At 62.4% G+C, this 24,980-nt stretch carries 20 protein-coding genes; 5 read left to right on the top strand and 15 right to left on the bottom strand.

Annotated features, from left to right (window positions below):
* Positions 1-18: 18 nt before the first annotated feature.
* Positions 19-924, bottom strand: a complete 906-nt coding sequence (locus LBW87_RS11435) for a GntR family transcriptional regulator (RefSeq protein WP_225201592.1) — start codon at positions 922-924, stop codon at positions 19-21.
* A 35-nt stretch (positions 925-959) separates the two neighbouring features.
* Positions 960-3,587, bottom strand: a complete 2,628-nt coding sequence (acnA, locus tag LBW87_RS11430) for an aconitate hydratase AcnA (RefSeq protein WP_225201591.1) — start codon at positions 3,585-3,587, stop codon at positions 960-962.
* A gap of 254 nt (positions 3,588-3,841) precedes the next feature.
* Between acnA and LBW87_RS11425 the strand changes: the two genes are divergently transcribed.
* Together LBW87_RS11425 and LBW87_RS11420 are read left to right on the top strand one after the other, a co-directional pair.
* Complete coding sequence (locus LBW87_RS11425) at positions 3,842-4,888, top strand: lactonase family protein (RefSeq protein WP_225201590.1); 1,047 nt, start codon at positions 3,842-3,844, stop codon at positions 4,886-4,888.
* Between the two features lie 63 nt (positions 4,889-4,951).
* Entirely contained in the window at positions 4,952-6,271 is a 1,320-nt protein-coding gene (locus LBW87_RS11420; protein WP_225201589.1) for an MFS transporter, read from the top strand.
* Here LBW87_RS11420 and LBW87_RS11415 read toward each other — a convergent pair.
* Both LBW87_RS11415 and folE2 read right to left on the bottom strand, forming a co-directional pair.
* On the bottom strand, positions 6,253-7,353 hold the full coding sequence (locus LBW87_RS11415) for a CobW family GTP-binding protein (protein WP_225201588.1): 1,101 nt from the start codon (positions 7,351-7,353) through the stop codon (positions 6,253-6,255). The genes LBW87_RS11420 and LBW87_RS11415 overlap by 19 nt on opposite strands.
* 14 nt (positions 7,354-7,367) lie before the next feature.
* Positions 7,368-8,276 (bottom strand): GTP cyclohydrolase FolE2, encoded by a 909-nt coding sequence (folE2, locus tag LBW87_RS11410; protein WP_225201587.1) that lies wholly within the window; start codon positions 8,274-8,276, stop codon positions 7,368-7,370.
* A 127-nt stretch (positions 8,277-8,403) separates the two neighbouring features.
* Here folE2 and LBW87_RS11405 point away from each other — a divergent pair, with 127 nt between their 5' ends.
* Positions 8,404-8,964, top strand: coding sequence for a carbonate dehydratase (locus LBW87_RS11405; protein ID WP_225201586.1), 561 nt, complete (start codon positions 8,404-8,406; stop codon positions 8,962-8,964).
* A 9-nt stretch (positions 8,965-8,973) separates the two neighbouring features.
* Here the strand turns inward: LBW87_RS11405 and LBW87_RS11400 are convergent, their stop codons facing one another.
* The 7 genes from LBW87_RS11400 to LBW87_RS11370 all read right to left on the bottom strand — a co-directional run bounded on the left by LBW87_RS11400 (position 8,974) and on the right by LBW87_RS11370 (position 18,189).
* Positions 8,974-9,945 carry a thymidylate synthase gene (locus LBW87_RS11400; RefSeq protein WP_225201585.1) on the bottom strand — a complete coding sequence of 324 codons (972 nt, stop codon included), beginning with the start codon at positions 9,943-9,945 and terminating at the stop codon, positions 8,974-8,976.
* 226 nt (positions 9,946-10,171) lie between these two features.
* The gene (locus LBW87_RS11395; protein WP_225201584.1) at positions 10,172-11,104 is read right to left on the bottom strand and encodes a 3-keto-5-aminohexanoate cleavage protein; all 933 of its coding nucleotides are present in this window, start codon (positions 11,102-11,104) and stop codon (positions 10,172-10,174) included.
* A 37-nt stretch (positions 11,105-11,141) separates the two neighbouring features.
* Positions 11,142-12,074 (bottom strand): 3-hydroxyacyl-CoA dehydrogenase, encoded by a 933-nt coding sequence (locus tag LBW87_RS11390; protein WP_225201583.1) that lies wholly within the window; start codon positions 12,072-12,074, stop codon positions 11,142-11,144.
* Between the two features lie 13 nt (positions 12,075-12,087).
* Positions 12,088-12,873: an SDR family oxidoreductase gene (locus LBW87_RS11385; protein ID WP_225201582.1), complete on the bottom strand. Its 786-nt coding sequence runs from the start codon at positions 12,871-12,873 to the stop codon at positions 12,088-12,090.
* Between the two features lie 37 nt (positions 12,874-12,910).
* Positions 12,911-15,433, bottom strand: a complete 2,523-nt coding sequence (locus tag LBW87_RS11380) for a branched-chain amino acid ABC transporter ATP-binding protein/permease (RefSeq protein ID WP_225201581.1) — start codon at positions 15,431-15,433, stop codon at positions 12,911-12,913.
* A gap of 8 nt (positions 15,434-15,441) precedes the next feature.
* Positions 15,442-16,317: a branched-chain amino acid ABC transporter permease gene (locus LBW87_RS11375; protein ID WP_225201580.1), complete on the bottom strand. Its 876-nt coding sequence runs from the start codon at positions 16,315-16,317 to the stop codon at positions 15,442-15,444.
* Positions 16,318-16,926: 609 nt separating this feature from the next.
* Complete coding sequence (locus LBW87_RS11370) at positions 16,927-18,189, bottom strand: ABC transporter substrate-binding protein (RefSeq protein WP_225201579.1); 1,263 nt, start codon at positions 18,187-18,189, stop codon at positions 16,927-16,929.
* Positions 18,190-18,447: 258 nt separating this feature from the next.
* Here LBW87_RS11370 and LBW87_RS11365 point away from each other — a divergent pair, with 258 nt between their 5' ends.
* On the top strand, positions 18,448-19,152 hold the full coding sequence (locus tag LBW87_RS11365; RefSeq protein ID WP_225201578.1) for a GntR family transcriptional regulator: 705 nt from the start codon (positions 18,448-18,450) through the stop codon (positions 19,150-19,152).
* Here the strand turns inward: LBW87_RS11365 and LBW87_RS11360 are convergent.
* A complete protein-coding gene (locus LBW87_RS11360) occupies positions 19,149-19,424 on the bottom strand; it encodes a hypothetical protein (RefSeq protein WP_225201577.1) in 276 nt (91 codons plus the stop codon). The two genes, LBW87_RS11365 and LBW87_RS11360, sit on opposite strands and share 4 nt — an antisense overlap.
* A 184-nt stretch (positions 19,425-19,608) precedes the next feature.
* Between LBW87_RS11360 and LBW87_RS11355 the strand changes: the two genes are divergently transcribed.
* On the top strand, positions 19,609-20,250 hold the full coding sequence (locus LBW87_RS11355) for a DedA family protein (protein ID WP_225201576.1): 642 nt from the start codon (positions 19,609-19,611) through the stop codon (positions 20,248-20,250).
* A gap of 70 nt (positions 20,251-20,320) precedes the next feature.
* On the opposite strand, the gene LBW87_RS11350 is transcribed toward LBW87_RS11355, so the two are convergent.
* The 3 genes from LBW87_RS11350 to LBW87_RS11340 all read right to left on the bottom strand — a co-directional run bounded on the left by LBW87_RS11350 (position 20,321) and on the right by LBW87_RS11340 (position 24,980).
* A complete protein-coding gene (locus LBW87_RS11350) occupies positions 20,321-21,439 on the bottom strand; it encodes an NADH:flavin oxidoreductase/NADH oxidase (protein WP_225201575.1) in 1,119 nt (372 codons plus the stop codon).
* Positions 21,440-21,546: 107 nt separating this feature from the next.
* Positions 21,547-22,908, bottom strand: a complete 1,362-nt coding sequence (locus LBW87_RS11345; protein ID WP_225201574.1) for a TolC family protein — start codon at positions 22,906-22,908, stop codon at positions 21,547-21,549.
* On the bottom strand, positions 22,905-24,980 hold the full coding sequence (locus LBW87_RS11340; RefSeq protein WP_225201573.1) for a peptidase domain-containing ABC transporter: 2,076 nt from the start codon (positions 24,978-24,980) through the stop codon (positions 22,905-22,907). The genes LBW87_RS11345 and LBW87_RS11340 overlap by 4 nt, the downstream gene beginning before the upstream one ends.

The raw sequence follows: 24,980 nt of genomic DNA, 5'->3' as shown, positions 1-24,980 counted from the left end.
GGCGAATGATGATGCGGCTCAGGGTTGGAGAATGTCTCCGATCTTGGCGATGGAAGACATGGTGTATTGCAGATGTTCCTTCATCAGGGCCGACGCTTCATCATTACGTTCCTGTTCGAGCAGATCCAGGATGTGAAGGTGTTGCCGGCAATGTTCAGGGTAGCGGTCGCGGCGGCGCATCGATCGATATGACAACAGGCGCCGCACGCGGTTGACGCGCTTGATGGTGTCGATGAAGAATGCATTTCCCGAAGCCTCGACCAGGCTTTCATGAAAACGCACGCCGCGGTCATGCAGTTCATCGGCGGTAGCGGTTTCGATGCCGCCATTCAACAGGTGCAGTTCCGTCGCGCGGCAACGCACCAGTATCTCGTGATCGAACCTGAAACCCGGCTCCAGCAGGGCTGCAGGCTCCAGCGCCAGGCGCAGGCGGTACGACTGTATCAGGCTGTCGGGCGTGAGCAACATGCTCGAGAATATCCAGCCATACCCCGGTTTTCGTTCGGCCCAACCTTCCTTGGCGATGCGGCTCAGCACGGCATTGAGTTGGGCTGCGGTGAGACCGTATTTCAGCTTGATCAGTTGCTCCGAGAATTCCTGCGGCAGCTCACCCTTGAGCAAGTCGTCGGCGATGCGGAAATACACCGACGTGACGATGTCGCCTTCGCCCAGGCCAAGCGCCTGGACGATATCCGAGGCCTTTTCGGAAAATCCATCGGCAACAAAGTAACCCTTGTTGCGTTCCCGCGTCAGCAAGCCATTCTCGTGCAGCAGCGCGAGCGCTGTATTGACCGGCTGGCGGGATACCCGCAAGCGATCAGCCAGCATTTGAGCGGGCAAATGGGTGCCCACATCCCAGGACTGGTTCTTCACCAGTTCCACGATCTGCTTCGAAATAGAGGATTCTGCGTCCATAGTCATCATGGCTGTTAGGGCTCACACACGGCCCCGTCTTCCTATTATGACCGACGTTGCAATTCAATCGAATTTCTCAGGATGAAGGGAATCACGCCGCCACGCTGCAGGAGAGTCGTCTCGAGTTGCGTCTCTACGGCAGCGCGTGCGATGAAACTCTCGACTTTTCCATCGCACCTGACGAGGCGAACAGGGATGTCGCAGCGCGGCTGCAGCGTGGCTGCATCAGCATCGACTTCGATCCGGTCGCCGGGCCGGATATCAAGCGCTGCCGGGGACATGCCGTCCGGCAGGCGCAGCGGCAGGATTCCCATGCCGATCAGGTTGGAGCGGTGGATGCGTTCGAAGCTCATGGCAAGCACGGCACGGATGCCGAGCAGGCGCTGTCCCTTTGCGGCCCAGTCCCGTGAAGATCCGGTGCCATACCGTTCGCCGGCCACCAGGACGACCGATTCTCCGGCCTTTCGATAGCGTTCGGCCACCTCATGGATCGGCGCCACGTCGCCGCTGGGGATATGCAAGGTCTGCCCGACAGGGGCCGCGGGCGCCAGCAGGTTACGCAGGGTCTTGTTGTAGAACGCCGCGCGGACCATGACTTCCCAGTTGCCCCGGCGTGATGCGAAGACGTTCAGGTCGTTGCGGTCATCGCCACGCTCGACCAGAAAGTCAGCCACGAAGCTGTTTGCGGGAATCGCGCTGGCCGGCGAGATATGGTCGGTGGTGATGTCATCACCCAATACCAGCAGCGGGTAGGCGCTGAAGCTCCCCAGCTGGGACCCTTCGTCGAGCGATGCAAAGGGGGGGCGTCGCAGCGCGGTTGAGGTGGGCGACCAGGGAAACAAGGGCGTCTGCGGCACCTGCAATGCGTGCCACAACGGATTTTCGGTCGCAATGGCGAAGGCTTTTGGAAAGTCTTCCGCGCGCACGCCAGCCTTTACGGCAGCGGCGATTTCTTCCCGGTCCGGCCACAGGTCGGCCAGGAAGACAGGCTGCTTGCCGGACGTGTGCTGCACCGGCATCGTCGCCAGGTCGATCATGGCATCCCCGGCCAGTGCCATGGCGACCACCAGTGCGGGCGACATGAGAAAGCCGAGATCCAGGTCAGGATGTACCCGCCCCGGGAAATTGCGGTTGCCAGAGAGCGCTGCGACGGGATAGATATCGCCGTCACTCAGGCCTTGTTGAACCGGCGCCGTCAGGGGGCCGGAGTTGCCGATGCAGGTGGTGCAACCATACCCGACGATATCAAAGCCGACGGCGCAAAGATCGTCGATCAGCCCGGCACGTTCCAGGTAGGCGGCAGCTGCCGGCGAGCCAGGACCGAGCGAGGTCTTGACCCAGTGCGGCACTTTCAGGCCAAGTGCACGCGCCTTGCGCGCAACAAGCCCGGCCGCCACCAGCAATGCCGGGTCGGACGTATTGGTGCAACTGGTGATGGCGGCGATCGCGATAGGGTGCCTGGGCAAGGCAGCGCCTGCGTGCCTGGGGGTAAAGCCGAGCGCCGCCACCGTCGCACTCAGTTGACCGAACGGGAGCAGGTCTTGCGGCCGCCGGGGACCGGCGACGAACATCTCGATCTGGTCGAGATCGACATCGATCGTCCTGGTATAGCGAGGCGCGTTGTCCGGCTCGTACCAGAGCGCATTGCGCCGGGCGTACTGCTCCGTCAGCTCAAGCAGGCGCTGGGGACGACCGGTATCGCGCAGGTAGGCGAGGGTGGCTTCATCGATCGGGAAGTAGCCTGAACTCGCACCGTATTCTGGCGCCATGTTTGCCACCACCGAACGTTCGCCCGCCGACAGTGCCGCGATGCCTGGGCCATAGAACTCCACGTACTCGCCCGATACGCCGATGGCGCGCAAGCGCTGCGTGATGGTCAGGGCGAGGTCGGTGGCCTGCACGCCGGGCTTCAATCGTCCGCTGAGCCTGACCCCGATGACGTCGGGAATACGCATCATGGTCGGCATGCCAAACATCACCGTTTGCGCTTCGAGTCCGCCTACGCCCCAGCCCAGCACCCCGATGCCGTTGATCATCGGCGTATGACTGTCGGTGCCGATGAGCGTATCGGGCACCACCCAGGTCTTGCCCTCGCGCCTCTCGGTGGTGACAACGGTGGCCAGTTGCTCCAGGTTGATCGTATGCATGATGCCGGTACCGGGCGGGTGAATGCGCACCCCGCGCATGACCTTCGAGGCCCAGCGCAAAAAGCTGTAGCGCTCGCTATTGCGTCGGATTTCCAGTTTCAGGTTGCGTTCGAGTGCTTCCTTTTCGGCAAAGAATTCGACCGCCAGCGAGTGATCCACCGAAATATCGACCGGCAAGCCAGGGTTCAGCGTGGTCGGGTCCCATCCGGCTTCGGCCAAGGCATCGCGCATGGCCGCGATGTCCACCAGGGCTGGCGTGCTGGTGGTGTCGTGCATCAACACCCGGCCCGGCTGGAATGCAATCTCGGCCTCACTCGTGCCTTTGTCCAGCCATTCGAGAATCGCCGCCACCGACGCCTGACGCTCTTCGCCTGCTTCATGGCGAATGATGTTTTCGAGCAGGATCCGCAGCACCACCGGCAACTCGCGCAGGCGGCCTCCAGCCTGGGTCGGAAGGTCTACCAGAAGATAAGTGTCGCCGGCATGGGTGAGAACGCCTGGCTCGAACGTGGATGAATTTCGCATAAATCATTCTTGCATATTTTTATCAAAAAATGCAATATAAAGAAAAGAACAAGTGATCAACCGATGGAGACAGCGCGATGAGTTGCGAAAAATACACCCCTGGATATGCCTCGGAAAGCCCCGCCGCGCAGCGCCGGCGGCTACTGCAGGCGCTTGGCGTCGCAGGCGGGCTGGCCACGCTGGGACTGGCCGGCTGCGCCGCCGAAATAACAAGTCAGGGTGCTGCGGCGCCCACCATTACGAGAGGAAATGCAATGTTTGCTTACGTTGGCTGCCGCACGACGCGGGAACGCAACGCGCGTGGCGATGGGATCAGCGTCTTCAAGGTCGATGTCGCCAGCGGCAATCTCGAATTGGTGCAATTGGTCAGGGATCTGGTGAACCCCTCGTTTCTCGCCATGAGCAAGGATGGCAAGACCCTGTACACCGTGCACGGCGACCTGTCGGACATCAGCGCCTTCAGGGTCGACCCCGCCAGCGGAAAGCTGACGTTCATCAACCGCAAGAGCACCCATGGCAAGAATCCGGTGCACCTTGCCATCGATCCGACGGGCAGGTATGTGGTGGTGTCGAATCATCTGGGCTCCAGCCTGGCCGTGTTGCCGCTTGCCGCTGACGGCTCGCTGCAGGAGATGACCCAGCTGGTGACCCTGGAAGGGCCGATCGGTCCGCATCGCGTAGAGCAGAAGCTGTCGAAGCCGCACTTCAACCCGTTCGATCCGAGCGGCAATTTTGTCGTGGTGCCCGACAAGGGGCTGGATCGCACGTTCTCGTTCCACTTCGCCGATGGCAGGTTGACGCCGGCACAAGTGCCCTTTGCGGTAGCACGAGAGACCTCCGGGCCACGCCATATCGTCTTTCACCCGCGTCTGCCGATGGCCTACATCGTCAATGAGCTGGACTCCACCGTCACCACTTATGCCTACGCGGCCGACAACGGCAGCCTGGCGCCGCTACAGATCGTCAGCACCTTGCCCGAGACCTTTACCGGCAACAGTCGCGCGTCGGAAATCGACATTGATCGGACGGGGCATTTCCTGTTCGCGTCCAATCGCGGCTACGACAGCATTGCGTCCTATGTCATCGACCAGAAGACCGGCTTGCTGAAAGCCACGGCGGTGGTGCAAACGCAGGGCAAGACCCCGCGTTTCTTCACGATCACGCCGGATAACCGTTTCCTGTATGCGCTCAATGAGGACAGCGACAGCATCGTGGCCTTCATCGTCCACGCTGACGGCACGCTTCTGCCAACCGGTTTTTCCGTGACGACCGGCAGCCCGGTCTGCATGCTGTTTTCCTAAGCCGGATACCCGCCTCCGTTTCGATTCCTTTCAGGATGCCGGCCCGGTGCCGGCAGTAGCGCCATGCAAACAAATCAGACCATCAACGAACGCGCCCTGGTGCGCAAGATCACTTCCAGGATCATTCCCTTCGTGTTCATCCTGTACATCATCTCTTACCTGGACCGCGCCAATATCGGCTATGCGGCCCTGCAGATGAACAAGGAACTGGCACTGTCGGCCGAAGCGTTCGGCTTCATCTCCGGCATCTTCTTCATCGGCTATTTCCTGTTCGAGGTGCCGAGCAACGTCATGCTCAACAAGTTTGGCGCGCGGCGCTGGATTGCACGCATCCTGCTGACCTGGGGCATCGTCTCGGTCGGCTGCGGCTTCGTGCAGAGCGCAACCCAGCTCTACGTGTTGAGGTTCTTGCTGGGGGTGGCGGAAGCCGGTTTCTTCCCCGGCATCATCGTCTATCTGACCTACTGGTTCCGGCAAAAGGAACTGGCGACCACGGTGGCGCTGTTTACGGCGGCGATCCCGGTGTCGTACATTATCGGCGCGCCGCTGTCGACCTGGATCATGGACAACATCCACTGGTTCGGCTGGAGCGGATGGCGCTGGATGCTGGTGCTGGAGGGCGTGCCCGCAGTCATTGGCGGCCTGTTCTGCTACTTCTATCTGATTGATCGCCCGCAAGATGCAAAATGGCTCACGGACGACGAAAAGGCCTGGATCCTCAACGAGCTCGAAAACGACCGCAAGGCCAAGCCGGAGGCCCGGCACCTGAGTACGTTCAAGACCATGACCAACCCGAAGGTCCTGTATCTGTCGTTCATCTATTTCGTGTATCAGTGCGGCAGCCTCGGGGTGGGGTACTGGATGCCACAGATCATCAAGGGATTTTCGTCTTCGCTGACCCATACCCAGGTCGGCCTGATCGCGATGATTCCCTATCTGTTTGCCACCATCGTCATGGTGATGTGGTCGCGCAGCTCCGACAAGCGTGTTGAGCGGCGTCTGCACTCGGCGCTGCCGCTGGCCCTGGCCGCCGCTGCGATGGGTACCATTGCCGCCGTCTCGGATCCTTATCTCTCGACGCTGCTGATCAGCCTGAGCCTGGCGGGATTGTATGCATTCAAGTCGCCATTCTGGGCGCTGCCGACACTGTTCCTTTCACGCGAGACCGCAGCGGTGTCGATTGCGGTCATCAATTCGCTGGGCAATCTTGGTGGCTTCGTCGGTCCGTCGCTGATCGGTTACATCAAGGGCAGCGGGCATAGCGCGACATTGGGACTGCTGGTCTTGTCCGGCCTTCTGGTGGTTTCTTTCTTCATGACGGTTTTTATTCGCATCAAGGAGACCGGGCACACGCAGGACCGGCTTCAGGGCGCCGTGCGGTGAACCGGAGGCGCGACTGCGGTCGCTCCATTCATCAAATCGGCCTGCTGGAATACGTCGTCGATGATCTTCGGCCCGACGTCTTGCGTGATGAAGACGATGCGAGTGCGGTGATCATCGGAGGGCCATTGATCGAGCATGAACGGCGGATGGAAAATATGCTGCACGCCATGAATGACGTAGGGCGCGCTGGCCCCCTTCACATTGACGATGCCTTTTACCCGCAGCATTTTCTGTCCCATCAGCTCCATGATCGAACTGAGCCAGATGTCGAAGGTGTCGGGCGCCATCGGCGCTTCCACGACATAACAGAATGAACGAATCCGGTCGTCGTGCCTGGTCGGACCGGGGACAGGTCGACCCATGGCCGCCAGCGGGTTGCTGCCGCCAGGCCGGGTTGCCGCAACGACGGTGTAGGCCTCCTGGCTGAGCCAGCGGTTTGCATCGGGTGACTTGCTGGCGGCATCGAACAGGCCCAGTCCCAGGATCTCCGACGGATCGATAGCGCCGCTGGCCACCTGCACCTGGCGCGCAGACGGATTGAGGCGTTTCAGCCTGGCCGACAATGTGTCGAGTTCATCGGTCGAGGCCAGGTCTGCCTTCGTCACTAACAGCTTGTCGGCGAATGCGGCCTGTTTGATGGCTTCCTGATGGTTATCCAGCGTGATGTTGCCCGCGGCCGCATCGACCACCGTGACGATGCCATCCAGCTTGTAATGGTTCGCCAGCGTGCGGCTGGTGATCAGCGTATGCAGGATCGGCGTCGGATCGGCCAGGCCGGTAGTCTCGATCACGACCCGGTCGAATTGCCGCTCGCCGTCGCGCGAAAAACGCCACAGCACCTCCTTCATCGTGCTCGCCAGGTCCTGGCGAACCGTGCAGCAGACACAGCCACTATCCATCTCGATGACCAGCTCTTCCTCGCTGTGCGAGACCAGCAGGTGGTCCAGCGCGATGTCGCCGAATTCGTTGATGATGACCAGGCTGCGGCGCATGCAGTCATGCCCGACCAGCTGGTTGAGAATGGTCGTCTTGCCGCTGCCCAGGAAGCCGGTCAGCAAGGTGACGGGAATCAGTTCATTCACGATGATGCTCCCGCTCAGGCCGCGTTCAAGGTCGAGACAGACGCGATGGCGTCGTGCGGATGCAGGCTTTCCATGTGCACCACCCGCACCGACATCTGCGGGTAATCCCGGTTGAGACCGGCTGCAATTTTGCGCGCGGCGTCTTCGACGTACATTGGGTTCTTGCCGTTGAGCGCGGCAAAGGCTTGTTCATCGGCCCGCTTGACGGCAGCCTGCACCGCGGTCGACAACGCGGCTTCGACTGCTGTGATCAGCGCTTCGATCCCGAACGCATCGGCCTGGGCAGATATCCTGACCGACACCTGCGCCAGGCTGCGCTGGCTATGGGGCGTGGCGGTCGTCGCATGCTTGCTCAGCCAGTCGATGACCGCCGATGTCGGCACGCTGTGCTGATGGCCGAACTGACTAACGAATTCATTGGCCACGATCTGCCGCGCCAGGGCTGCCGAGCAGGGGCAGGTCGACGAATAGATGATGCCGACTCCGAGCGTCAGGCTGACTACGCCATCGGCCAGCGCGCCATCGATGCTGACCGGGTAACTCTTCCAGCCATGCAATCCGGGCGTGACCAGTGCCGGCGCCCGCAGCAACAGCGCAAACCTGAGCGATACCTGCGATCTGGTCGCGCCGCAGTCCGCATGGCTCGTCACCATGTCGCTCAACAGGCGTGACAGCGATGAGGGCGTGACTTGGTGCGACTGCGCAAAATCATTCAGTAAGCGATACAGCCGCGACATGTGGATACCCTTGGTCTCGACCTGCGGCAGGTCGACCTGCAAGTCGGCCTTGGCCGACACTGGCCGGGCCGCATTGGGGCTACCGATATCAATCGGAATATCGATGTCTTGCATCCCGACCCAATCAAGCGCGATGCGCGCCGATGCGTTGTCGTCGCGCGCCACGTCGGGCAGATTCGCGTTCATGGTTGGACTGGCCTTCAAACCGGTTAAGTTGCAGTAGCGGTGCAATATAAAGTATTTGCAACTTAGTTGCAAATAGATCGAAACCGGCTCATCATCCTGTTTCCATCATCGTTCAATGGTTTCAGTAATGATCCGAAAAAATCCGCGTGGCGATATCCCTAGCATCGATCCCAGTGCGTTCGTCGACCCGACTGCCATCGTGTGTGGCCTGGTGGTGGTGAAGGAAAATGTGTTCATCGGGCCGTATGCCGTGATACGTGCCGACGAGGTGGATGAAAACGGCGAGATGGAGCCGATCATCATCGGTGCCCATTCGAACATCCAGGATGGCGTCGTGATTCACTCGAAGTCGGGTGGGCGGGTGAGCATCGGGGAAAACACTTCGATTGCGCACCGGGCGATCGTGCACGGACCTTGCGAAGTCGGAAGCGGCGTTTTTATCGGCTTCAACTCGGTCCTGTTCAATTGCCGCATCGGCGAGAAATGCGTGGTGCGGCACAACGCGGTGGTGGATGGCTGCGACCTGCCACCAGGGTTCTATGTGCCGTCCACCGAACGCATCGGGCCCCGCACCGACCTGGGCAGCATTGCCAAGGTCACGGTGCAGGCGTCGGAGTTTTCCGAAGATGTGGCGCGCACCAATAACTCGCTGGTCAAAGGGTACCAGCGGATTCGCAACGAGCTGTGACGGCTGTCGTCAGACCGCCATCGGTGCCGTCAATGGCGCATGATGTTCGTAGCCTTCCAGGCTGAAGTCGCCCGGCTCCACCTGTTCCAGCCATTCGGGCTGGTACTGGCCGGTCACCGCGAAGTCGGGCACCCGGTCGGAGATGACGAAGCGCGGCGCGGGGAAGGGCTTGCGCTTCAATTGCTCGGTCACCATCTCGATATGGTTCTCGTAGATGTGGGCGTCGCCGATGAAGTAAGTGAACCAGCGCGGCTTGTAGCCCGTCAGGCGCGCCACCAGGTGCAGCAGCGCCGCGCCTTCGGCGAGGTTGAAGGGGGTGCCCAGTCCGATATCGTTGCTGCGAACGTACAGGCAGAGTGAAATCTCGCCGGTCGCCTGGTTCGGCAGGAACTGGTACAGCAGGTGACACGCCGGCAAGGCCACTTCATCCAGCACCGCGCAGTTCCAGCCATGAAACAGGATGCGGCGGCTGCCGGGGTTATTGACGATGGTGTCCAGGCATTCGCGCAACTGGTCGATGGCCTTGTACAGCAAGACCTTGTCCTGGCCGTCATCGGTGATCGACGAGACGATCTCGAATCCCTTGGCCTGGGCGGCGGCGATTTGTTCTGTTTTGGTGGCGTCGATCACCTTGTAGGCTGGCCATTGACGCCATTGCACGCCGTACACCGGTCCCAGGTCGTCCGTGCCGTCGCGGAACGGGTTGGCCAGCCAGTCGGCGTTCTCGTTGGCATTCTGGTCCCAGACCTTGCAGCCGAGTTCGCGGAAGGTGGCCGCGCTGCGGGTGGCGCGCATGAAACCGACCAGTTCGCCGATGACCGACTTGAACGCCAGGCGCTTGGTGGTGACCGCCGGGAAACCCTTTTGCAGGTCGAAGCGCATCATCGCGCCCGGCACGCTCAAGGTGCGAATGCCGGTGCGGTTCTCTTGCCAGCTGCCGTTGTCGAGGACGTCCTGGATCAGGTCTTGATATTGTTTCATCGAAATGTTCTTTGTTGCTGCTTGAAAACTCCCCGCTGCGGGCGCTTGAAACGATGCGGCCTGCACGATTTTCGGGGCTTTGGAATGGGGGAGATTGTAGCGTATCGGCCAGGCTTGGATCGCCCTGCGCGGTGGTGTTGTCGTGCGGATAATTTTTTGCCTGGCCCGGAAAGACAACAGCCGGAGACGCGCCCCGGCTGTTGCCTCCCCCACGCGCCTGACTGGTTCAGAATGCCACGTTGGCGCCGCCCTTCAATTTCAGCATCTGGCGGGCGTCGTCGGGCGTGGCCACTTCGAGCGACAAGGCCTCGATCACGGTGCGAATGCGGCGCACCTGGTCGGCATTGCTCTTGGCCAGCTGGCCCGGACCATCCCAGAGCGAATCTTCCAGCCCGACCCGGGTGTGGCCGCCGATGGCGGCCGACATGGTGGCGATCGGGATCTGCTGGCGACCGGCGCCCAGCACCGACCAGTAATAGTCTTCGCCGAACAGGCGGTCGGCGGTGCGCTTCATGTGCATCACGTCTTCGACATCGTTGCCGATGCCGCCGCGCAGCCCGAACACCGACTGGATCAGGAACGGCGGCTTGATCAGTCCGCGGTCGATGAAGTGGGCCGCCGTGTACAGGTGGCCGATGTCGTAGCACTCGATCTCGAAGCGGGTCTGGTTGGCGCTGCACGATTCGAGGATGTAGGCGATGTCGCGGAAGGTGTTGCGGAAGATGCGGTCGTCCGATCCGGCCAGGTAGGGCTCTTCCCAGTCATGCTTGAAGTCCTTGAAGCGTTGCAGCATCTCGTACAGGCCGAAGTTCATCGACCCCATGTTCAGCGACGCCACTTCAGGCTTGAGCTGGAGCGCCGGTTGCAGGCGTTCTTCCACGCCCATGGTGGGCGCGCCGCCGGTGGTCAGGTTGATGACCACGTCGGATTTCTCCTTGATGGCGGGCAGGAACTTGCGGAATTCGGCCACGTCCTGCGTCGGCTTGCCATTGACCGGGTCGCGCGCATGCAGGTGGACGATGGCCGCGCCCGCTTCGGCCGCGCCCAGGGCAGCGTCGCGGATCTCGTCCGGGGTCACCGGCAGATAGGGCGACATGGACGGCGTATGGATGGCGCCGGTGACGGCGCAGGTGATGATGACTTTGCGTGATTTGGCCATGCTGGTGTGCTCCTGTGTAAGTGTGGGGAATCGGTGATTAACCGGTTTGTTTTTTCTTGTGCGCGACCAGGCCCATCAGGCGGTTGTCCCGCCAGCGCGCGCGTTCGCCCAGTTTGCCAGCTTCCAGCACACTGCGTCTTTCCTGTGCGATGGCGGCCAGGGTCTCGCTGTTCCAGGCGTTCGGCAGCTGGGTGGTGGCGACGTCGCGATAGGTGTGGCCGTAACGCTTGGCATAGTCGAGTACGCCCTCGGGGGCATTGAGGTCGATGGTCTCGAACGGTCCCATGAATGACCAGCGCAGGCCGAGGCCGTCCTTGAGCACCAGGTCGAGATCGGCCGACGAGGCGTAGCCGTTCTCGTACAGGTTGAGCGCCTCGTTGAGCACCGCGCCCTGGATGCGATTGAGCAGGAAACCGGTGATTTCCTTTTTCAGCAGCACCGGCGACTGGCCGGCCCGGGTGTAGATGTCGCGCGCCCGCTCGACGGTGGCCGCCGAGGTCCATGGCGCCGGCGCCAGTTCGACCAGCGGCACCAGATAGGGCGGGTTGACCGGATGCGCCACCAGGATGCGCCCGCGCCCGGGCAGGTGCTCCGAGAATTCGGACGTCGGGATCCACGAGGTGGAGCTGGTGAGGATGGTCTCGGGCGCGGCCAGGCGGTCCATCTCCTGGAAGATCTCGCGCTTGACCTCGACCGTTTCCTTCACATTTTCCTGCACCAGCACCGCGCCGGCCAGGGCATCGGCCAGGCTGGCGGCCGGGGTAATGCGGGCCACCACGGTATCGACCGTCTCGCTGATCAGCCCGTGACCGGCGAGATCGGCGACGTTCTCTCGCAGTTGCGGCAGGCAAGCCTGCAGCGCCTGCGGCACGGCGTCCCAGATGGATACCGTGAAGCCGGCGCGGGCGAACACGATGGCCCAGGCGCGACCGATCAGGCCGGCGCCGATGACTGCAATCTTTTCGCTCATGGCACGCTCCTGTTCAACTCAGGGTTTCGACATTGCCGCACACCGACAGGCTGCGTCCGCTGATGGCGGCGCCCGCCGGCGAGCAGATGAAGATGATCTGGTTGGCGATGTCTTCGGCCGTGACCATCTGCCGCATCGATACCTTCGACAGCACGCGTGCGCGCATCTCTTCGTGGTCGACGCCATACGACTCGGCCTTGGCCGCGATCACGCGTTCCTGGCGGGCGCCGGCCACCACGCCCGGCAACACCGCATTGACCCGGATGTTGGACGGGCCCAGTTCGATGGCCCAGCTTTCGGTCAGGCCGATGATGCCGTACTTGGAGGCCGAGTAGGGCGTGCGCAAGGCAAAGCCCAGGCGCCCGGCGACCGACGAGATATTGACCACCGAGCCGCCGCCATTGGCTTTCAGCCACGGCACGGCACGCCGGGTGCACAGGAACGGGCCGGTCAGGTTGACGGCAATGGTCTGGTCCCAGGCCGGCAGGTCGACCTCTTCGACCGGGGCCGTGGGGCCGGCAATGCCGGCGTTATTGACCAGCACGTCGAGCTTGCCGCCCCAGCGCGTGGCCAGCTCGGCGAACATGGCGTCGACCTGCTTCTCATCGGTGACGTCGGTGTGGCTGTAGCTGACCGGCGCCTGGTTGAACTGGGCCCGGGCGCTACTGAGAAAATCGTCGCTGACGTCGCAGATATGCACCTGCGCGCCGGCTTCGACGAAGGCGGCGGTGATGGCCAGCCCGATGCCCTGGGCGCCGGCGGTAACGATGACTTTCTTGTCCTTGAGGTTTAAATCCATGATGCGTGGGTCCTTGTTGGAGTTGGAGAGTGGATGATCAAAGCCAGAGAATCTGCTTGCGATAGGTCAGGTCGGTGAGCAGCGGCTCGGCCAGCCCGGTATGAAATACGGCGCCGCGCTCCAGCGCAAATACGCGGTCGGCCAGCGCCAGCACCAGGTCGAGGTTGTGCTCGACGATGACGATGGAGATCTCGCGGCGCAACTGGTCGAACACCGAAAACAGTTCCTGCACCACGGCCGGCGCCAGGCCTTCGAAGGGTTCGTCCAGCAACAGCAGGCGCACATTGCCCGACAGCGCCCGCGCCACCGCCACCATCTGCTGCTCGCCGCCCGACAGGAAGTCGGCATGGGTATGCAGGCGTTGCTTGAGGCGAGGGAACAACTGCAGGATCTTTTCTTCGCTCCAGACCGTGCCTTCGCTGCCGTCGGTCTTGCGCGCCAGCCGTCCCAGCGCCAGGTTCTCGGCCACTGTCATGCCGGCAAACAGGCCGCGTCCCTGCGGCACGTAGCCGATGCCCAGCCGCGCAATGTCGGGTGCGCCCAGGCCGGCGATGTCCTGGCCGTTGTAGCGGATCGTGCCCGAGGCCGGCTTGAGCAGGCCGGTGAGGGTCTTCAGCAGCGTTGATTTACCCGCGCCGTTGCGGCCCAGCAGCGCGACGATCTCGCCCTGGCGCACTTCCAGCGAGGCGTCGTTGAGGATGTGGCTCTTGCCGTAGAAGGCGTTGACCTGGTCGAACGCCAGCAATTGCGCCCGTTCGCTGGCGTCGCCGGCGATGCGGCCGGTCACCGGTGGCGTGCCATGGCCGGTGTAGATCTCTTGCACCCGACTGTCGGCGCGCGCCTGGTCGGGGGTGCCGTTCATCAGTACGCTGCCCTGGTTCATCACCGTCACCTGGTGCGAAAAGCCCAGCACCCGATCGATGTCGTGCTCGACGATGAGCACAGGGATATTGGTGGCGATGATCTTGACCAGTCGCGACACCCGCTCGCGCTCGGCGGCAGCCAGGCCGGCCAGGGGCTCGTCCATCAGCAGCACGTGCGGCTTGGAGCCCAGCGCAATGCCCAGGTCTACCAGCCGCTGTCCGCCGTACGACAGCGCGCCGCCTTCGATCTGGTCGATGCCCTTCAAGCCCAGGAAGCGCATCAGCTCGGCGGTCTCGGCATGGATCTCGGGATAGCTGTCGATGTCGCGCCACATGTTGTAGCGTGCCGGATGACGCGCCTGCAGCGACAGGCGCAGGTTCTCGTAGATCGACAGGCCCTTGAACAGGTTGGTGATCTGGAACGAGCGCGCCAGCCCGCGCTGGCAGATCAGGCTGGGCGGCAGGCCGGCGATATCTTCGCCGTTCAGTTTCACGCTGCCGCCTTGCGGCGCGAACATGCCCGAGATCAAGTTGAAGGTGGTGGTCTTGCCGGCGCCGTTGGGCCCGATCAGGGCGTGGATCTCGCCGGCGTGCAGGGCGATCTGCGCGTTCTTGACGGCCTGGATACCGCCGAACCGGATTTCGATATCCCGTGCCTCCAGCACCAGACCCTGCCGGGCCGGCGGTTGCAGGAAGGCCGGTAGCGGCAGGCCGTCGACGATCTCGCGCGCGCTCATCGCCGCTCCCGTTTCTGCCGGCGGGCGCAGGCGGCGCACGATCTGTTGCCAGATGCCGACCAGGCCGGTGGGCGAGAACAGGATGAAGCCGACGAAGGCGAGGCCGAACCACAGCAGCCAGTTCTCGGTCCAGATCGACAGGCACTCGCGAAACAGGATGTAGAACAGCGCGCCCAATGCCGGTCCCATGAAGCTGCGCATGCCGCCGATCACCACCATGGCCAGCAATTCGCCCGAGAACGCCACCGAAGTCGGCTCGGCCGAGGCGAAGCGATGATGAAACGCCAGCAAGGCGCCGGCCAGCCCGGTGACGGTGGCCGAGATGCAGAACATCTGCAGCTTGTAGACGATGGTGCTGTAACCCTGGAAGCGCGCCCGCTGTTCGTTCTCGCGGATGGCCACGATGGTGTGGCCGAAGGGCGAGCGGATCACCCGGTGCAGTACGAACACCACCAGCCAGGCGATGACGCTGACAAACACCAGATAGGGCAGGGCGCCGTCCAGATCGATGCCGGCGACCGGGCCGCGCACCACGCCGCCCAGGCCCGATTCACCGCCGGTGAAGTCGGTCCAGCGATAGGCGATGGCGAAGGTCAGCGCCGACAGCGCCAGCGTCAACAGCGAAAAATACACGCCGCGCCGGCGCAGGATCAGGAAGCCCACGATCAGCGCTGCCACCGCGATGAAGGCGATGGTGAACAGCAGCGGCAGGACGATCTGTCCCGGGAACCAGTATTTCTGCGACAGCGCTGCGGCATAGGCGCCCACGCCGAACCAGGCGCCGTGACCGAACGAGGTCAGGCCGGTGTAGCCGACCAGCAGGTTCAGGCCGAGGGCGGCGACGGCATAGATCACCACGTCGGTGGCCGAGGTCAGCGTCAGTCCCAGCAGTTGCAGCACGAAGGGGGTGATCGCCAGGCCGAGCGCGGCGATCCACAGGGGTTGATGTTTGCGATTCATGCGATGCCTCATTCAAAGCGTTCGATGCGCTCGCCCAGCAGGCCGCGCGGACGGAAGATCAACACCAGCAGCATCAGCAGGTACATGGAGGCTTCACCGGCCGGCGCGTAGAACTGGATGGTCACGCCGCGCACCACCCCCACCAGCACCGCCGCCAGCACCACGCCCCAGAAGCTGCCCAGCCCGCCGATGACCACCACCACGAAGGCTGCCGTCATGATTTCGGCGCCCATCGCCGGATGCACCCCGGAGATCGGTGCAAACAGCACCCCGGCCAGCGCCGCCAGGCCCACGCCCAGCATCACGATGGCAGTCATGTAGGGCTGCAGCTTGATACCCAGCACTGCCACCATGTCCGGCTTTTGCACGCCGGCTCGCACCACGCGGCCGAACGAGGTCTTGTTGAGCAGCATCCAGATCAGGGTCAGCGCCACCATGACCGTGGCCAGCATCAGCAGGCGGTACTTCGAGTACATGAAGTCGCCCAGGATGATCTGGCCCTTGAAGGCTGGCGGGATGGACGCCGGCAGGGGCGAAGCGCCCCACACGATACGGATCACCTGCTCGGCCACCATGGCCAGCCCGAAGGTCAGCAGCAGGCCCAGGATCGGGTCGGCCGAGTAGAAGCGGCGCAGCAGGAACCGTTCGAACAGGATGCCCAGCAGCGCCACCAGGATCGGCGACAGCAGCAGCGCCCCGGTGAAACCGAGGTGCTTGGTGATCTCGACGGCGAGATAGGCGCCTATGGCATAGAAAGCGCCGTGCGCCAGGTTGACGATGCCGCCCAGGCTGAAGATGAGCGACAGGCCGAGGGCAATCAGCAGGTAATAGCCGCCGACCAGCAGGCCATTGAGTATTTGTTCCAGCAGGAAGACAAGTTGCATTGAAACTCCGCCAGGCGTGATACGACACAGGACCATGGAAATTACCCGTCGTCCTGGCGCAGGCCGGGATCCAGCGTCGTTCAGGGCCATGATGGTCGATGAAAAGACGCTGGGTCCTGACTTTCGTCAGGACGACGGGGATTAACTATTTCCAACGCTCCGTCGTCCCGGCGCAGGCCGGGATCCAGTGTCGTTCAGCGCCATGATGGCCGGTGAAAAGACACTGGGTCCTGACTTTCGTCAGGACGACGGGGATTAACTATTTCCAACGCTCCGTCGTCCCGGCGCAGGCCGGGATCCAGCGTCGTTCAGCGCCAAGATGGCCGGTGAAAAGACGCTGGGTCATGACTTTCGTCAGGACGACGGAGATTAACTATTTACAACGCTCCGTCGTCCCGGCGCAGGCCGGAATCCAGCGTCGTTCAGGGCCATGATGGTCGATGAAAAGACACTGGGTCCTGACTTTCGTCAGGACGACGGGGATTAACTATTTCCAACGCTCCGTCGTCCCGGCGCAGGCCGGGATCCAGTGTCGTTCAGCGCCATGATGGCCGGTGAAAAGACGCTGGGGCCTGAGGTTCGTCAGGACGACGGAGAAAAAGAATCTGCTCAGGTGAATTTGCAGGCGTTCTCTTGCATCGTCGGCGCCAGCACTTCCAGCGATTCGCTGGCGCCCGGCACCGATGCGCCCAGTTGCAGGAAGTCCCACTGGTCTTTGGATTTGCCCTTGGCCTTGGGCGAGATGGTGTACATCTCCTGCAGCAGTTGATGGTCCCAGGCGCGGTAGCTCCCGCGGCGGCTCTTGAGCACGTCGATCTCGGCGCCCTTCTCGAAATATTCGATCAGCTTCATGGTGTCGAGCGACTTGGTTTCGGTGATCGCCTGCACCACCGAACGGAAGGCGACGTATTCGCCCCAGGCCTGGTTTTCCGGCGGCTTGCCGTACTTCTTGATGAAGGCCGCGACGAACGCCTTGGCCGACGGCGAATTGACGTCGTGATGCCAGGTGGTGGGCCAGGTGCCGGCGAAGTTATCGGCGCCGGCGCCCCAGGCGGCGACGGTATCGAAGCCGAAGCCCGACATCGGAAACGGCAACCCGAACTCGGAGTACTGCTTGATGAAGTTGGTGATCTGGTTGCCGGCCAGGTTCGAAATCACCAGGTCGGGCTTGGCCTGGCGGATCTTCAGCAGGTAAGGACTGAAGTCGGTGGCGTCGGTGGGCACCAGTTCGTCGTTGGCGATGGTGCCGCCGTTGGCCGACACGAACACCTTGGCCGTGCGCAGCAGATCATGGCCGAAGGCGTAGTCGGCGGTCAGTGCGTAGAGCTTCTTGCCCTTGATCAGGCCGTCCTGCAGCAGTACCCGGCCACAGGCTTTCACGTAGGTCGAGTTGGCGGCTTCGATGTGGAAGGCGAAGCGGTTGCAGCTCTTGCCGCGCAGTTCGTCCGAGTTGCAGCCGGTGTTCATGAACAGCTTCTTGTTGCGCTGCGCCACCTGCGCAATGCCCAACGCCGAGGCCGACGAGATTTCGCCGATCAGCACTGCCGCGCCGTCGCGCTCCAGCAGGCGCTGCGCCTTGCTGGAGGCGGTGGGCGGGTTGACCGAGTCTTCCGAGATCAGCGTCAGTTGACGCCCCAGCAGCCCACCGGCCTTGTTCTGTTCTTCCACGGCCAGGTTGATGCTCATCACCGCGTATTCGCCCATGGGCCCCAGGAAACCGGTGCGCGGGGTCAGGTGGCCGATGATGATCTTGTCCGATTGCGCCCGCACGATGGCGGGAAAGCCGAGGACCGATGCTCCGGCGGCGGCCACGCCGGCCTTCAGGATGGTGCGACGCTGCGATGAATCGGGCTTGCCGTTGTCATGCTCCATGATGCAATCCTCCTAATTGTCCGGCGTGCGCCGGTGTCTCGTGGAAACTGCTGTTTTTGTGGGTGTTGCTGAAGTGCGGCCGTGCGGGGTGGGCGGTGCCCGGAATGTCTCGATCTTGTGCGCGCGAATGGTAGTTTTTGTTTCGCGGATGTCATTTATTTGACATGTGATCAAATGTATTGGATAGAATCTAGGGCGTCAAGCGGCGATGCCGCATTCGCCGGCGAATATAATTCGAGAAAATTTTCATCTATGTCCATGGACCAGACCCTGCTCGCCGACCTGTCTCACATGCGCAAGATCGAGCACGCCACTTTATCCGAGCGTGTGTATCAGGATCTGTGCGAACTGATCCAGGCCGGCCAGGTGCGGCCCGGCCAGAAGCTCACCCTGAAGGGCCTGGCCGACGCGCTGGGCACCAGTCCCATGCCGGTGCGCGAGGCGGTGCGGCAATTGGCGGCGGAGGGCGCGCTCGAGATCCTGCCCAACCGCGCCATGCGGGTGCCGTTGATGACCAAGGGTAAATTTCGTGAGCTGCTGAAGATACGGCTGGCGCTCGAAGGCCTGGCGGTCGAACATGCCGCGCTCAACATCGACGCCGCAGGCCTGGCGACGGTGGCTTCGCTGCACGACAGCCTGTGCGTCGAGATGCATCGCAAGACGCCCAACGTGGACGTGATCATCCGCCAAAACAAGGAACTGCATTTCGCCGCCTACCAGGGCTCGGGCATGCCCACCCTGGTGACGCTGATCGAGGGCCTGTGGCTGCAGGTCGGCCCGGTGATCAATCTTGATCTGCGCGCCGGTTCGCGCCGCCTGTCGGAAGCGCCGGCCCTGCTGCACCACGGCGTGCTGCTCAAGGGCCTGCAGCAGAAATCGGCCGGGCTGGCGCGCGAAGGGCTGAGCGGCGATCTGCTCAGCGCTGCCGACATGATCCTGGCCGGCGACGGCCTGCCCGACTAGGCGCGCGGATCGGTATCGTAGGTCGCGTGCAGTCGCGCGCTGCGATGCATGGCATCGCGTTGCCGCGCGCGACGGCCACCCAATCCCGACGAAAATGCCATCAGCACTGCCGCCAGCGGCAGCAACGCCACCGCGCCGGCCAGCAGGTCGAGATCGGCCCGCTGCAGCAGTTCGCGCAGGCTGCCGGAGAACACGCACACCAGCGCCACCATGGCGCTGCCGGCTGCGGCCAGCGGCAGGGTATCGAGCAATTTTTCTAGGATCTTCATCATGATCATCTCCGGTCAGACGGGCGGGCGCCCGCATGATTGAGGTATCGGACATGGCGGCGCAACATGCAGTGCGCAGCTGGTAAAGACGAGTAAGTTTGGGTCAGCGCGGGGCGTTCGATGTCGCAGTGCGGGGTTATGGCCCGGCAGTTGATACAATGCCATTTTTATCAACCACGCGAGCACCATGGACATCATTCTCTTTCTGGTCGATTTCATCCTCCACATCGACCGCCATCTGTCGGAGCTTGCGGTGGCCTACGGCCCCTGGCTGTTCCTGATCCTGTTCCTGATCATCTTCTGCGAGACCGGCCTGGTGGTGATGCCGATCCTGCCGGGCGACTCGCTGTTGTTCGTGACCGGCGCCATTGCCGCCACCGGCGCCTATGACATCAACCTGATGGTGCTGACGCTGATCGTCGCGGCGATCCTGGGGGATAGCACCAATTATCAGATCGGCAAGATGCTGGGGGCGAAGGTGTTCGAGAACCCGAATTCGCGCATCTTCAAGAAGGAGTATCTGGACAAGACCCACGCGTTCTATGAAAAGCATGGCGGCAAGACCATCATCATTGCCCGTTTCGCCCCCATCGTGCGCACCTTCGCGCCGTTCGTGGCGGGCGTGGGCGCGATGACCTACCCCAAGTTCTTCATGTACAACGTGGTCGGCGGCATCGTCTGGGTGGCCAGCTTTTCGTATGCCGGTTATTTCTTCGGCAACCTGCCCATCGTCAAGAAGAACCTGAGCCTGCTGATCGTGGCGATCGTGATCCTGTCGATCCTGCCGGGCATCATCGAGTATTTCCGCGCGCGTCGCCGCGCTGGCTGAACGTCGTCTGCATAAGAAAATGGCCGCCCCTGCAAAGGGCGGCCATTTTTGTTGGGCGCAAAGGCTTGCTTCAGCGGGCGTTATTGCCGTAGTCGACGTCCGGCCGCAGCGGCGTCTTGCTGGACGCCGCACGCACATACTGCGGCGGCCATGCCACGTCCTCGCGCAACTCCTGGGCCGCGTGCAGCGGCCAGTAAGGATCGCGCAACAGTTCGCGGGCCAGCAGCACCAGATCGGCCTGCTCGGTGCGCAACACGTGTTCGGCCTGGATGGCGTCGGTGATCATGCCCACCGCGCCGCTGGCGATGCCGGCCTCGGCCTTCACCCGCGCGGCAAAGCCGGTCTGGTAGCCGGGACCGACGGGAATCGGTGCGGTGGGCAGGTTGCCGCCACTCGATACATCGATCAGATCGACGCCCACTTCACGCAGCCGCGCCGACAGCGCCACGGTCTCGTCGGCGCTCCAGCCGCCTTCGGCCCAGTCGGTGGCCGACAGGCGCACCCACAACGGCGTCTCCTGCGGCAATGCCTGGCGCACCGCGGTGGTGACTTCCAGCAGAAAACGGATGCGATTGTCGAACGTGCCGCCATACTGGTCGGTGCGCCGGTTGCTCAGCGGCGACAGGAACTCATGGGCCAGATAGCCGTGGGCGCCATGTACTTCAATCACCTTGAAGCCGGCCTTGTGCGCGCGGGTGGCGGCGTCGGCGAAGGCCTGGACCAGATCCTTGATCTCATCCACGCCGAGCGCATGCGGCTGGGTATAAGTGGTATCGAACGCGATGGCCGAGGGCGCGGCGGGCAGCCAGCCGCCTTCGGCCAGCGGGACGCTGCCCGGCGTGCCATCCCAGGGCCGTAGCGCGCTGGCCTTGCGGCCGGCATGCGCCAGCTGGATCGCCGGGACCGCGCCCTGCTGCTTGATGAAGTGGGTGATGCGTTGCAACGGGGCGATATGTTCGTCCTTCCAGATCCCCACATCGGCGGCAGTGATGCGGCCCTCGGCCACCACGGCTGCGGCTTCCATGATCACGGTGCCGGCGCCGCCGACGGCGCGGCTGCCCAGGTGCACCAGATGCCAGTCATTGACGAAGCCGTCCTGTGCCGAGTACTGGCACATCGGTGACACCACGATGCGGTTAGGCAGGGTGACGCCCCGCTGGGACAATGGCGAAAACAGTTTGCTGCTCATCGGACGACTCCTGTTGGTGGCTCGACGATCATGTGCGTCGGATTGAAACCCGCAGTCTATTGGAATTTGAAGAAAGCTGTCTGCGGCCTCGTCGTTGCATCGCAGGGTCATGGGGCATCGGCGAGCAGGCCATTGACGGCGATGACGTCCTGGAACTCCAGCGATGCGGTCAGCAACTTGAGCCGCAAGCCTTGCAGGATGATGTCGTAGCGTGCCATGGTCAGGTCACGGTGAACGGTGAAGAAGGCATTTTTTGCCTGAAGGATATCGGCTTCGGAGCGCCCGCCGATACGGTAGCCGATTTCATTGGCCTCAAGCGCCGTGCGTGACGATTGCATGGCGTCGCTCAATCCTTGCAGGCGCCGGCGGCTGGTCTGCAGCTGGACGAAGGTGTCGCGCACCGCCGCGGCGCTGCTGCGCTCGGCGCTCTCCAGGTCGGTGCCGGCTTTCTCTTCCAGCGCCAGCGTTTGTCGAACGCGATGCACGGTGTCAAAGCCGGAGAAGATCGGAATGTTCAACTGGATCCCGATGGCGTTGGTGGTCGTGCGCGCAATGTGTGCCGAACCGCTCGCCGGCGTATGGCTTGCGGTCAAGCCCAGGGTGGGCAGGTACGCGCCCTTGGCCCTGGAGGTCTCCAGGAGCGCTTTCTTCTTATCGAGCAATTGCAGCTGGACATCGAAGTTGCTATTGCGGGCCCGCGCGATCCACCTCTGCATATCGTCCGGCACCACCATGGGGGCTTCCATGTCCGCGCGCAGGGGAGCGATACGGGCAAGCCTGCGGCCGGAAAATTCTTCCAATGTCAGGCGCTTTGCCAGCAATTCTCCATCGGTCAGGGTCGCTTGCACAGCCTGCCGGTCGATGGCTGACTCGATGTCACGCATGTCGATCAGGGTCGCGTCCCCACGCGCAAAGCGTGCCTTGGTGCGCTCCAGTTGCTGCTTCAGGGAGGCCTGATGGGCGTTGATGTGCGTCATGTCTTCCTGCGCGGACAGGACGCCAAAATAAGCGATGGCCACCTTCAGGAAAAGGGCCTGGTGAGCCTGGGTCAGACGAATCGCCGACTTTGCCTGTTCCAGCTCGGATTGCTGATGGGCGGTCCAGCTATCCCAGTTGAAGAGGGTTTGCGACAGCGATATCTGCCAGCGGCGCTGGGTATGGTGTTGCGATGGCAGGGCCTGGGTCTTGACGATGTTGCGCTCGCGGCTCCAACTACCGGTGACCTGTGGCAAAAAAGCGGCTTGCGCGCGTGACGTACCGGCCTGGTCTGCCTGATAGGCCAGTCGTGCGCCAGCCAGCCCGGGATCGTCCTGTTCCGCCCACTGCAACATGGACAGCAGGTCCGGCAGCGGCGCATCGTGATGCGCCGCGTCGGCTGCCAGTACATGGCCGCAAAGGAGTAATGCCAGTCCGCACGCCAGCAGGTGCGCCCGCGAGCAAGCGCGACGACGGGCTTTGGCGTGGCTCATAACGACGCCAGCCGGCCGCCATCGATACGATAACGCCGGGAAAAATTGCCGGCCAGTTCCTGGTCGTGGGTAATGACGACGATGGTCTTGCCGCTCTCGCGTAGCAGGCGACCTATCATCTCGGCCGAGTCGCGGTCGAGATTGGAGGTCGGCTCGTCGAACAGCATCAGCTCGCGGTCCTGGTACAAGGCGCGCGCCAGCAGCAGGCGCTGCTTCTGGCCGGCGGAGATGTTGGCGATCGAGTCGCTCACTGGCGTGGCGGTGCGCATCGGTAGTCGCATGACATGCTCGTACAGTCCGACCTTCTTGAGCAGGTCGTTGACTAAGCGACTATCGGCGCCGGCGGCAAACATCGAGACGTTGTCGGTAATCGTGCCATTGAGGATGATGTCGCCCTGGCGCATGTGCGCCATGTGCTGGCGGATTTCGTCGACGGCGAGGTTGGCATAGCTGATGCCATTGAGACTGACCGACCCCTGCGTGCAAGGCTCGATGGCGCTGATCAGCTTGAACAAGGTCGATTTCCCCGCACCCGAAGGGCCCACGATGGCGATCTTGTCGCCGCGCCGGATGACCAGGTCGACCTCGCGCAGCACAGGCTGATCCGACACGCCGTATTGGAAGCCCACATTGTCGAGCGTGATGCAGTCGAAGCGCAGGGTTTCATCGACGTGGCCCATGACGCCGGCAGCGGCATAGACTTCTTCCTGCTGGTCGAGGATATCGTTGATCCGCGACACAGGGACACGCAGCAACTTGAATTCCCGGAAGGCTCTCAGCACGCCTGAAAGATGCGATGACATCAGCGCTTGCAGCATCAGGAATGAATAGAAGCCACCAATGGTCAATTTTCCGTTGACCATCAACAGCACGGAGATACTCATGATGATGAGCGAATCCGCGTAGCTGATCATCTTCAGCAGGACGTCGTTGATGTTGTTCAGATTGCGCACGCGAAAGCTGTCATTCATCAACTTCTGGAATAGACCCATGTGATGGTTGACCCGTTGATGCTCCTTCTGCGCCAGCTTGACCAGGGCGGCGGCGCGAATTGTCTCGATGAGCGCGTCGTCGCAGCGCGCAGAGGCTTCCATTTCCTGGCGTCCGCTCTCCATCATCCTCGGATGCAGCGCCGCCGAAACAGCGACGTAGAGCGAGAAGATGGCCAGCGCAATGGCCGTCATCAACGGATTTTGAAACACCATCAGAATCAGCGTCAGGCTGCCGACGAACAGGTTGATGCAAAACCCTACCGTGCTGCGCGTGACGAAATCGATCAGTGCGATCTGCGCCTGGAAGCGGGCGAACAGATCGCCGACGTGGCGCTTTTCGAAGTAGGAAAAGCGGTTTTGCAACAGCTTGCGCAGCAAGGCCTCGGTACTGTTGTTGTGTACCCGCTGGTGCACTGCTTCGGTAAGGTAGGTTTGCACGAAGTTGCTCAATGTCGCGACAGCGAAGATACTGCCGAACGTAAATACCAGCACACTCATCAGCGGCAGATTATCTTCCGCCACCACGTTGTCCAGCACCAGGCTACCAAGGTAGGGCGACGTCAACACGGCGAATTGCAGGCCGATGGAGACGAACATGATCTTGAACAGTTGCGACTTGAGCTCGGGATTGAGCAAGAAGATACTCTTGATCGCCGCCCATTCAGCGGACTTTTCCTTGATCTGCTGCAGCGTTGGCATGGGGCGAAATGCCAGCAGATAGCCCGAGGTATTCTTGAGAAAGGCATCGAAGGACAGCCGGCGGCGTCCCATGGCAGGGTCGATAATGTTGACGTGGCGTCGTCCGGCGGATTCAAAGGTCACGAAGTGCGACCCGTCGAAATGCACGATCGACCCTTTGGGAATGTCGCCGATGTCGGCGGCCTCGAACTGCAGGGCGCTCACCGACAGACCGAACTCGACAGCCATGTCATACAGGTCGGAAAGACGCGAGCCGTTGGCCGACACAGGCCGCAACTCATTGAGTTCGCGCACCTCCGTCGTGCGTCCGAAAAGGGTCAGGGCCATCGCCAGGCAGGCATAGCCACAGTTGGCGACTTCATTCTGGTAGATGACCCGCAT

Origin of the sequence: Herbaspirillum sp. alder98, from assembly GCF_020179755.1 — a bacterium.
GTDB lineage: Bacteria > Pseudomonadota > Gammaproteobacteria > Burkholderiales > Burkholderiaceae_D > Herbaspirillum.
Note: the sequence above shows the minus strand (reverse complement) of the source record. Positions and strands in the feature narration are given on the sequence as shown.

Bases quoted from the DNA above. Each gene is read 5' to 3' on its own strand.
- LBW87_RS11435 (WP_225201592.1), bottom strand. From the start codon at position 924: ATGATGACTATGGACGCAGAATCCTCTATTTCGAAGCAGATCGTGGAA.
- acnA (WP_225201591.1), bottom strand. From the start codon at position 3,587: ATGCGAAATTCATCCACGTTCGAGCCAGGCGTTCTCACCCATGCCGGC.
- LBW87_RS11425 (WP_225201590.1), top strand. From the start codon at position 3,842: ATGTTTGCTTACGTTGGCTGCCGCACGACGCGGGAACGCAACGCGCGT.
- LBW87_RS11420 (WP_225201589.1), top strand. From the start codon at position 4,952: ATGCAAACAAATCAGACCATCAACGAACGCGCCCTGGTGCGCAAGATC.
- folE2 (WP_225201587.1), bottom strand. From the start codon at position 8,276: ATGAACGCGAATCTGCCCGACGTGGCGCGCGACGACAACGCATCGGCG.
- LBW87_RS11405 (WP_225201586.1), top strand. From the start codon at position 8,404: ATGATCCGAAAAAATCCGCGTGGCGATATCCCTAGCATCGATCCCAGT.
- LBW87_RS11400 (WP_225201585.1), bottom strand. From the start codon at position 9,945: ATGAAACAATATCAAGACCTGATCCAGGACGTCCTCGACAACGGCAGC.
- LBW87_RS11395 (WP_225201584.1), bottom strand. From the start codon at position 11,104: ATGGCCAAATCACGCAAAGTCATCATCACCTGCGCCGTCACCGGCGCC.
- LBW87_RS11390 (WP_225201583.1), bottom strand. From the start codon at position 12,074: ATGAGCGAAAAGATTGCAGTCATCGGCGCCGGCCTGATCGGTCGCGCC.
- LBW87_RS11385 (WP_225201582.1), bottom strand. From the start codon at position 12,873: ATGGATTTAAACCTCAAGGACAAGAAAGTCATCGTTACCGCCGGCGCC.
- LBW87_RS11380 (WP_225201581.1), bottom strand. From the start codon at position 15,433: ATGAATCGCAAACATCAACCCCTGTGGATCGCCGCGCTCGGCCTGGCG.
- LBW87_RS11375 (WP_225201580.1), bottom strand. From the start codon at position 16,317: ATGCAACTTGTCTTCCTGCTGGAACAAATACTCAATGGCCTGCTGGTC.
- LBW87_RS11370 (WP_225201579.1), bottom strand. From the start codon at position 18,189: ATGGAGCATGACAACGGCAAGCCCGATTCATCGCAGCGTCGCACCATC.
- LBW87_RS11365 (WP_225201578.1), top strand. From the start codon at position 18,448: ATGGACCAGACCCTGCTCGCCGACCTGTCTCACATGCGCAAGATCGAG.
- LBW87_RS11360 (WP_225201577.1), bottom strand. From the start codon at position 19,424: ATGATGAAGATCCTAGAAAAATTGCTCGATACCCTGCCGCTGGCCGCA.
- LBW87_RS11355 (WP_225201576.1), top strand. From the start codon at position 19,609: ATGGACATCATTCTCTTTCTGGTCGATTTCATCCTCCACATCGACCGC.
- LBW87_RS11350 (WP_225201575.1), bottom strand. From the start codon at position 21,439: ATGAGCAGCAAACTGTTTTCGCCATTGTCCCAGCGGGGCGTCACCCTG.
- LBW87_RS11345 (WP_225201574.1), bottom strand. From the start codon at position 22,908: ATGAGCCACGCCAAAGCCCGTCGTCGCGCTTGCTCGCGGGCGCACCTG.
- LBW87_RS11340 (WP_225201573.1), bottom strand. From the start codon at position 24,980: ATGCGGGTCATCTACCAGAATGAAGTCGCCAACTGTGGCTATGCCTGC.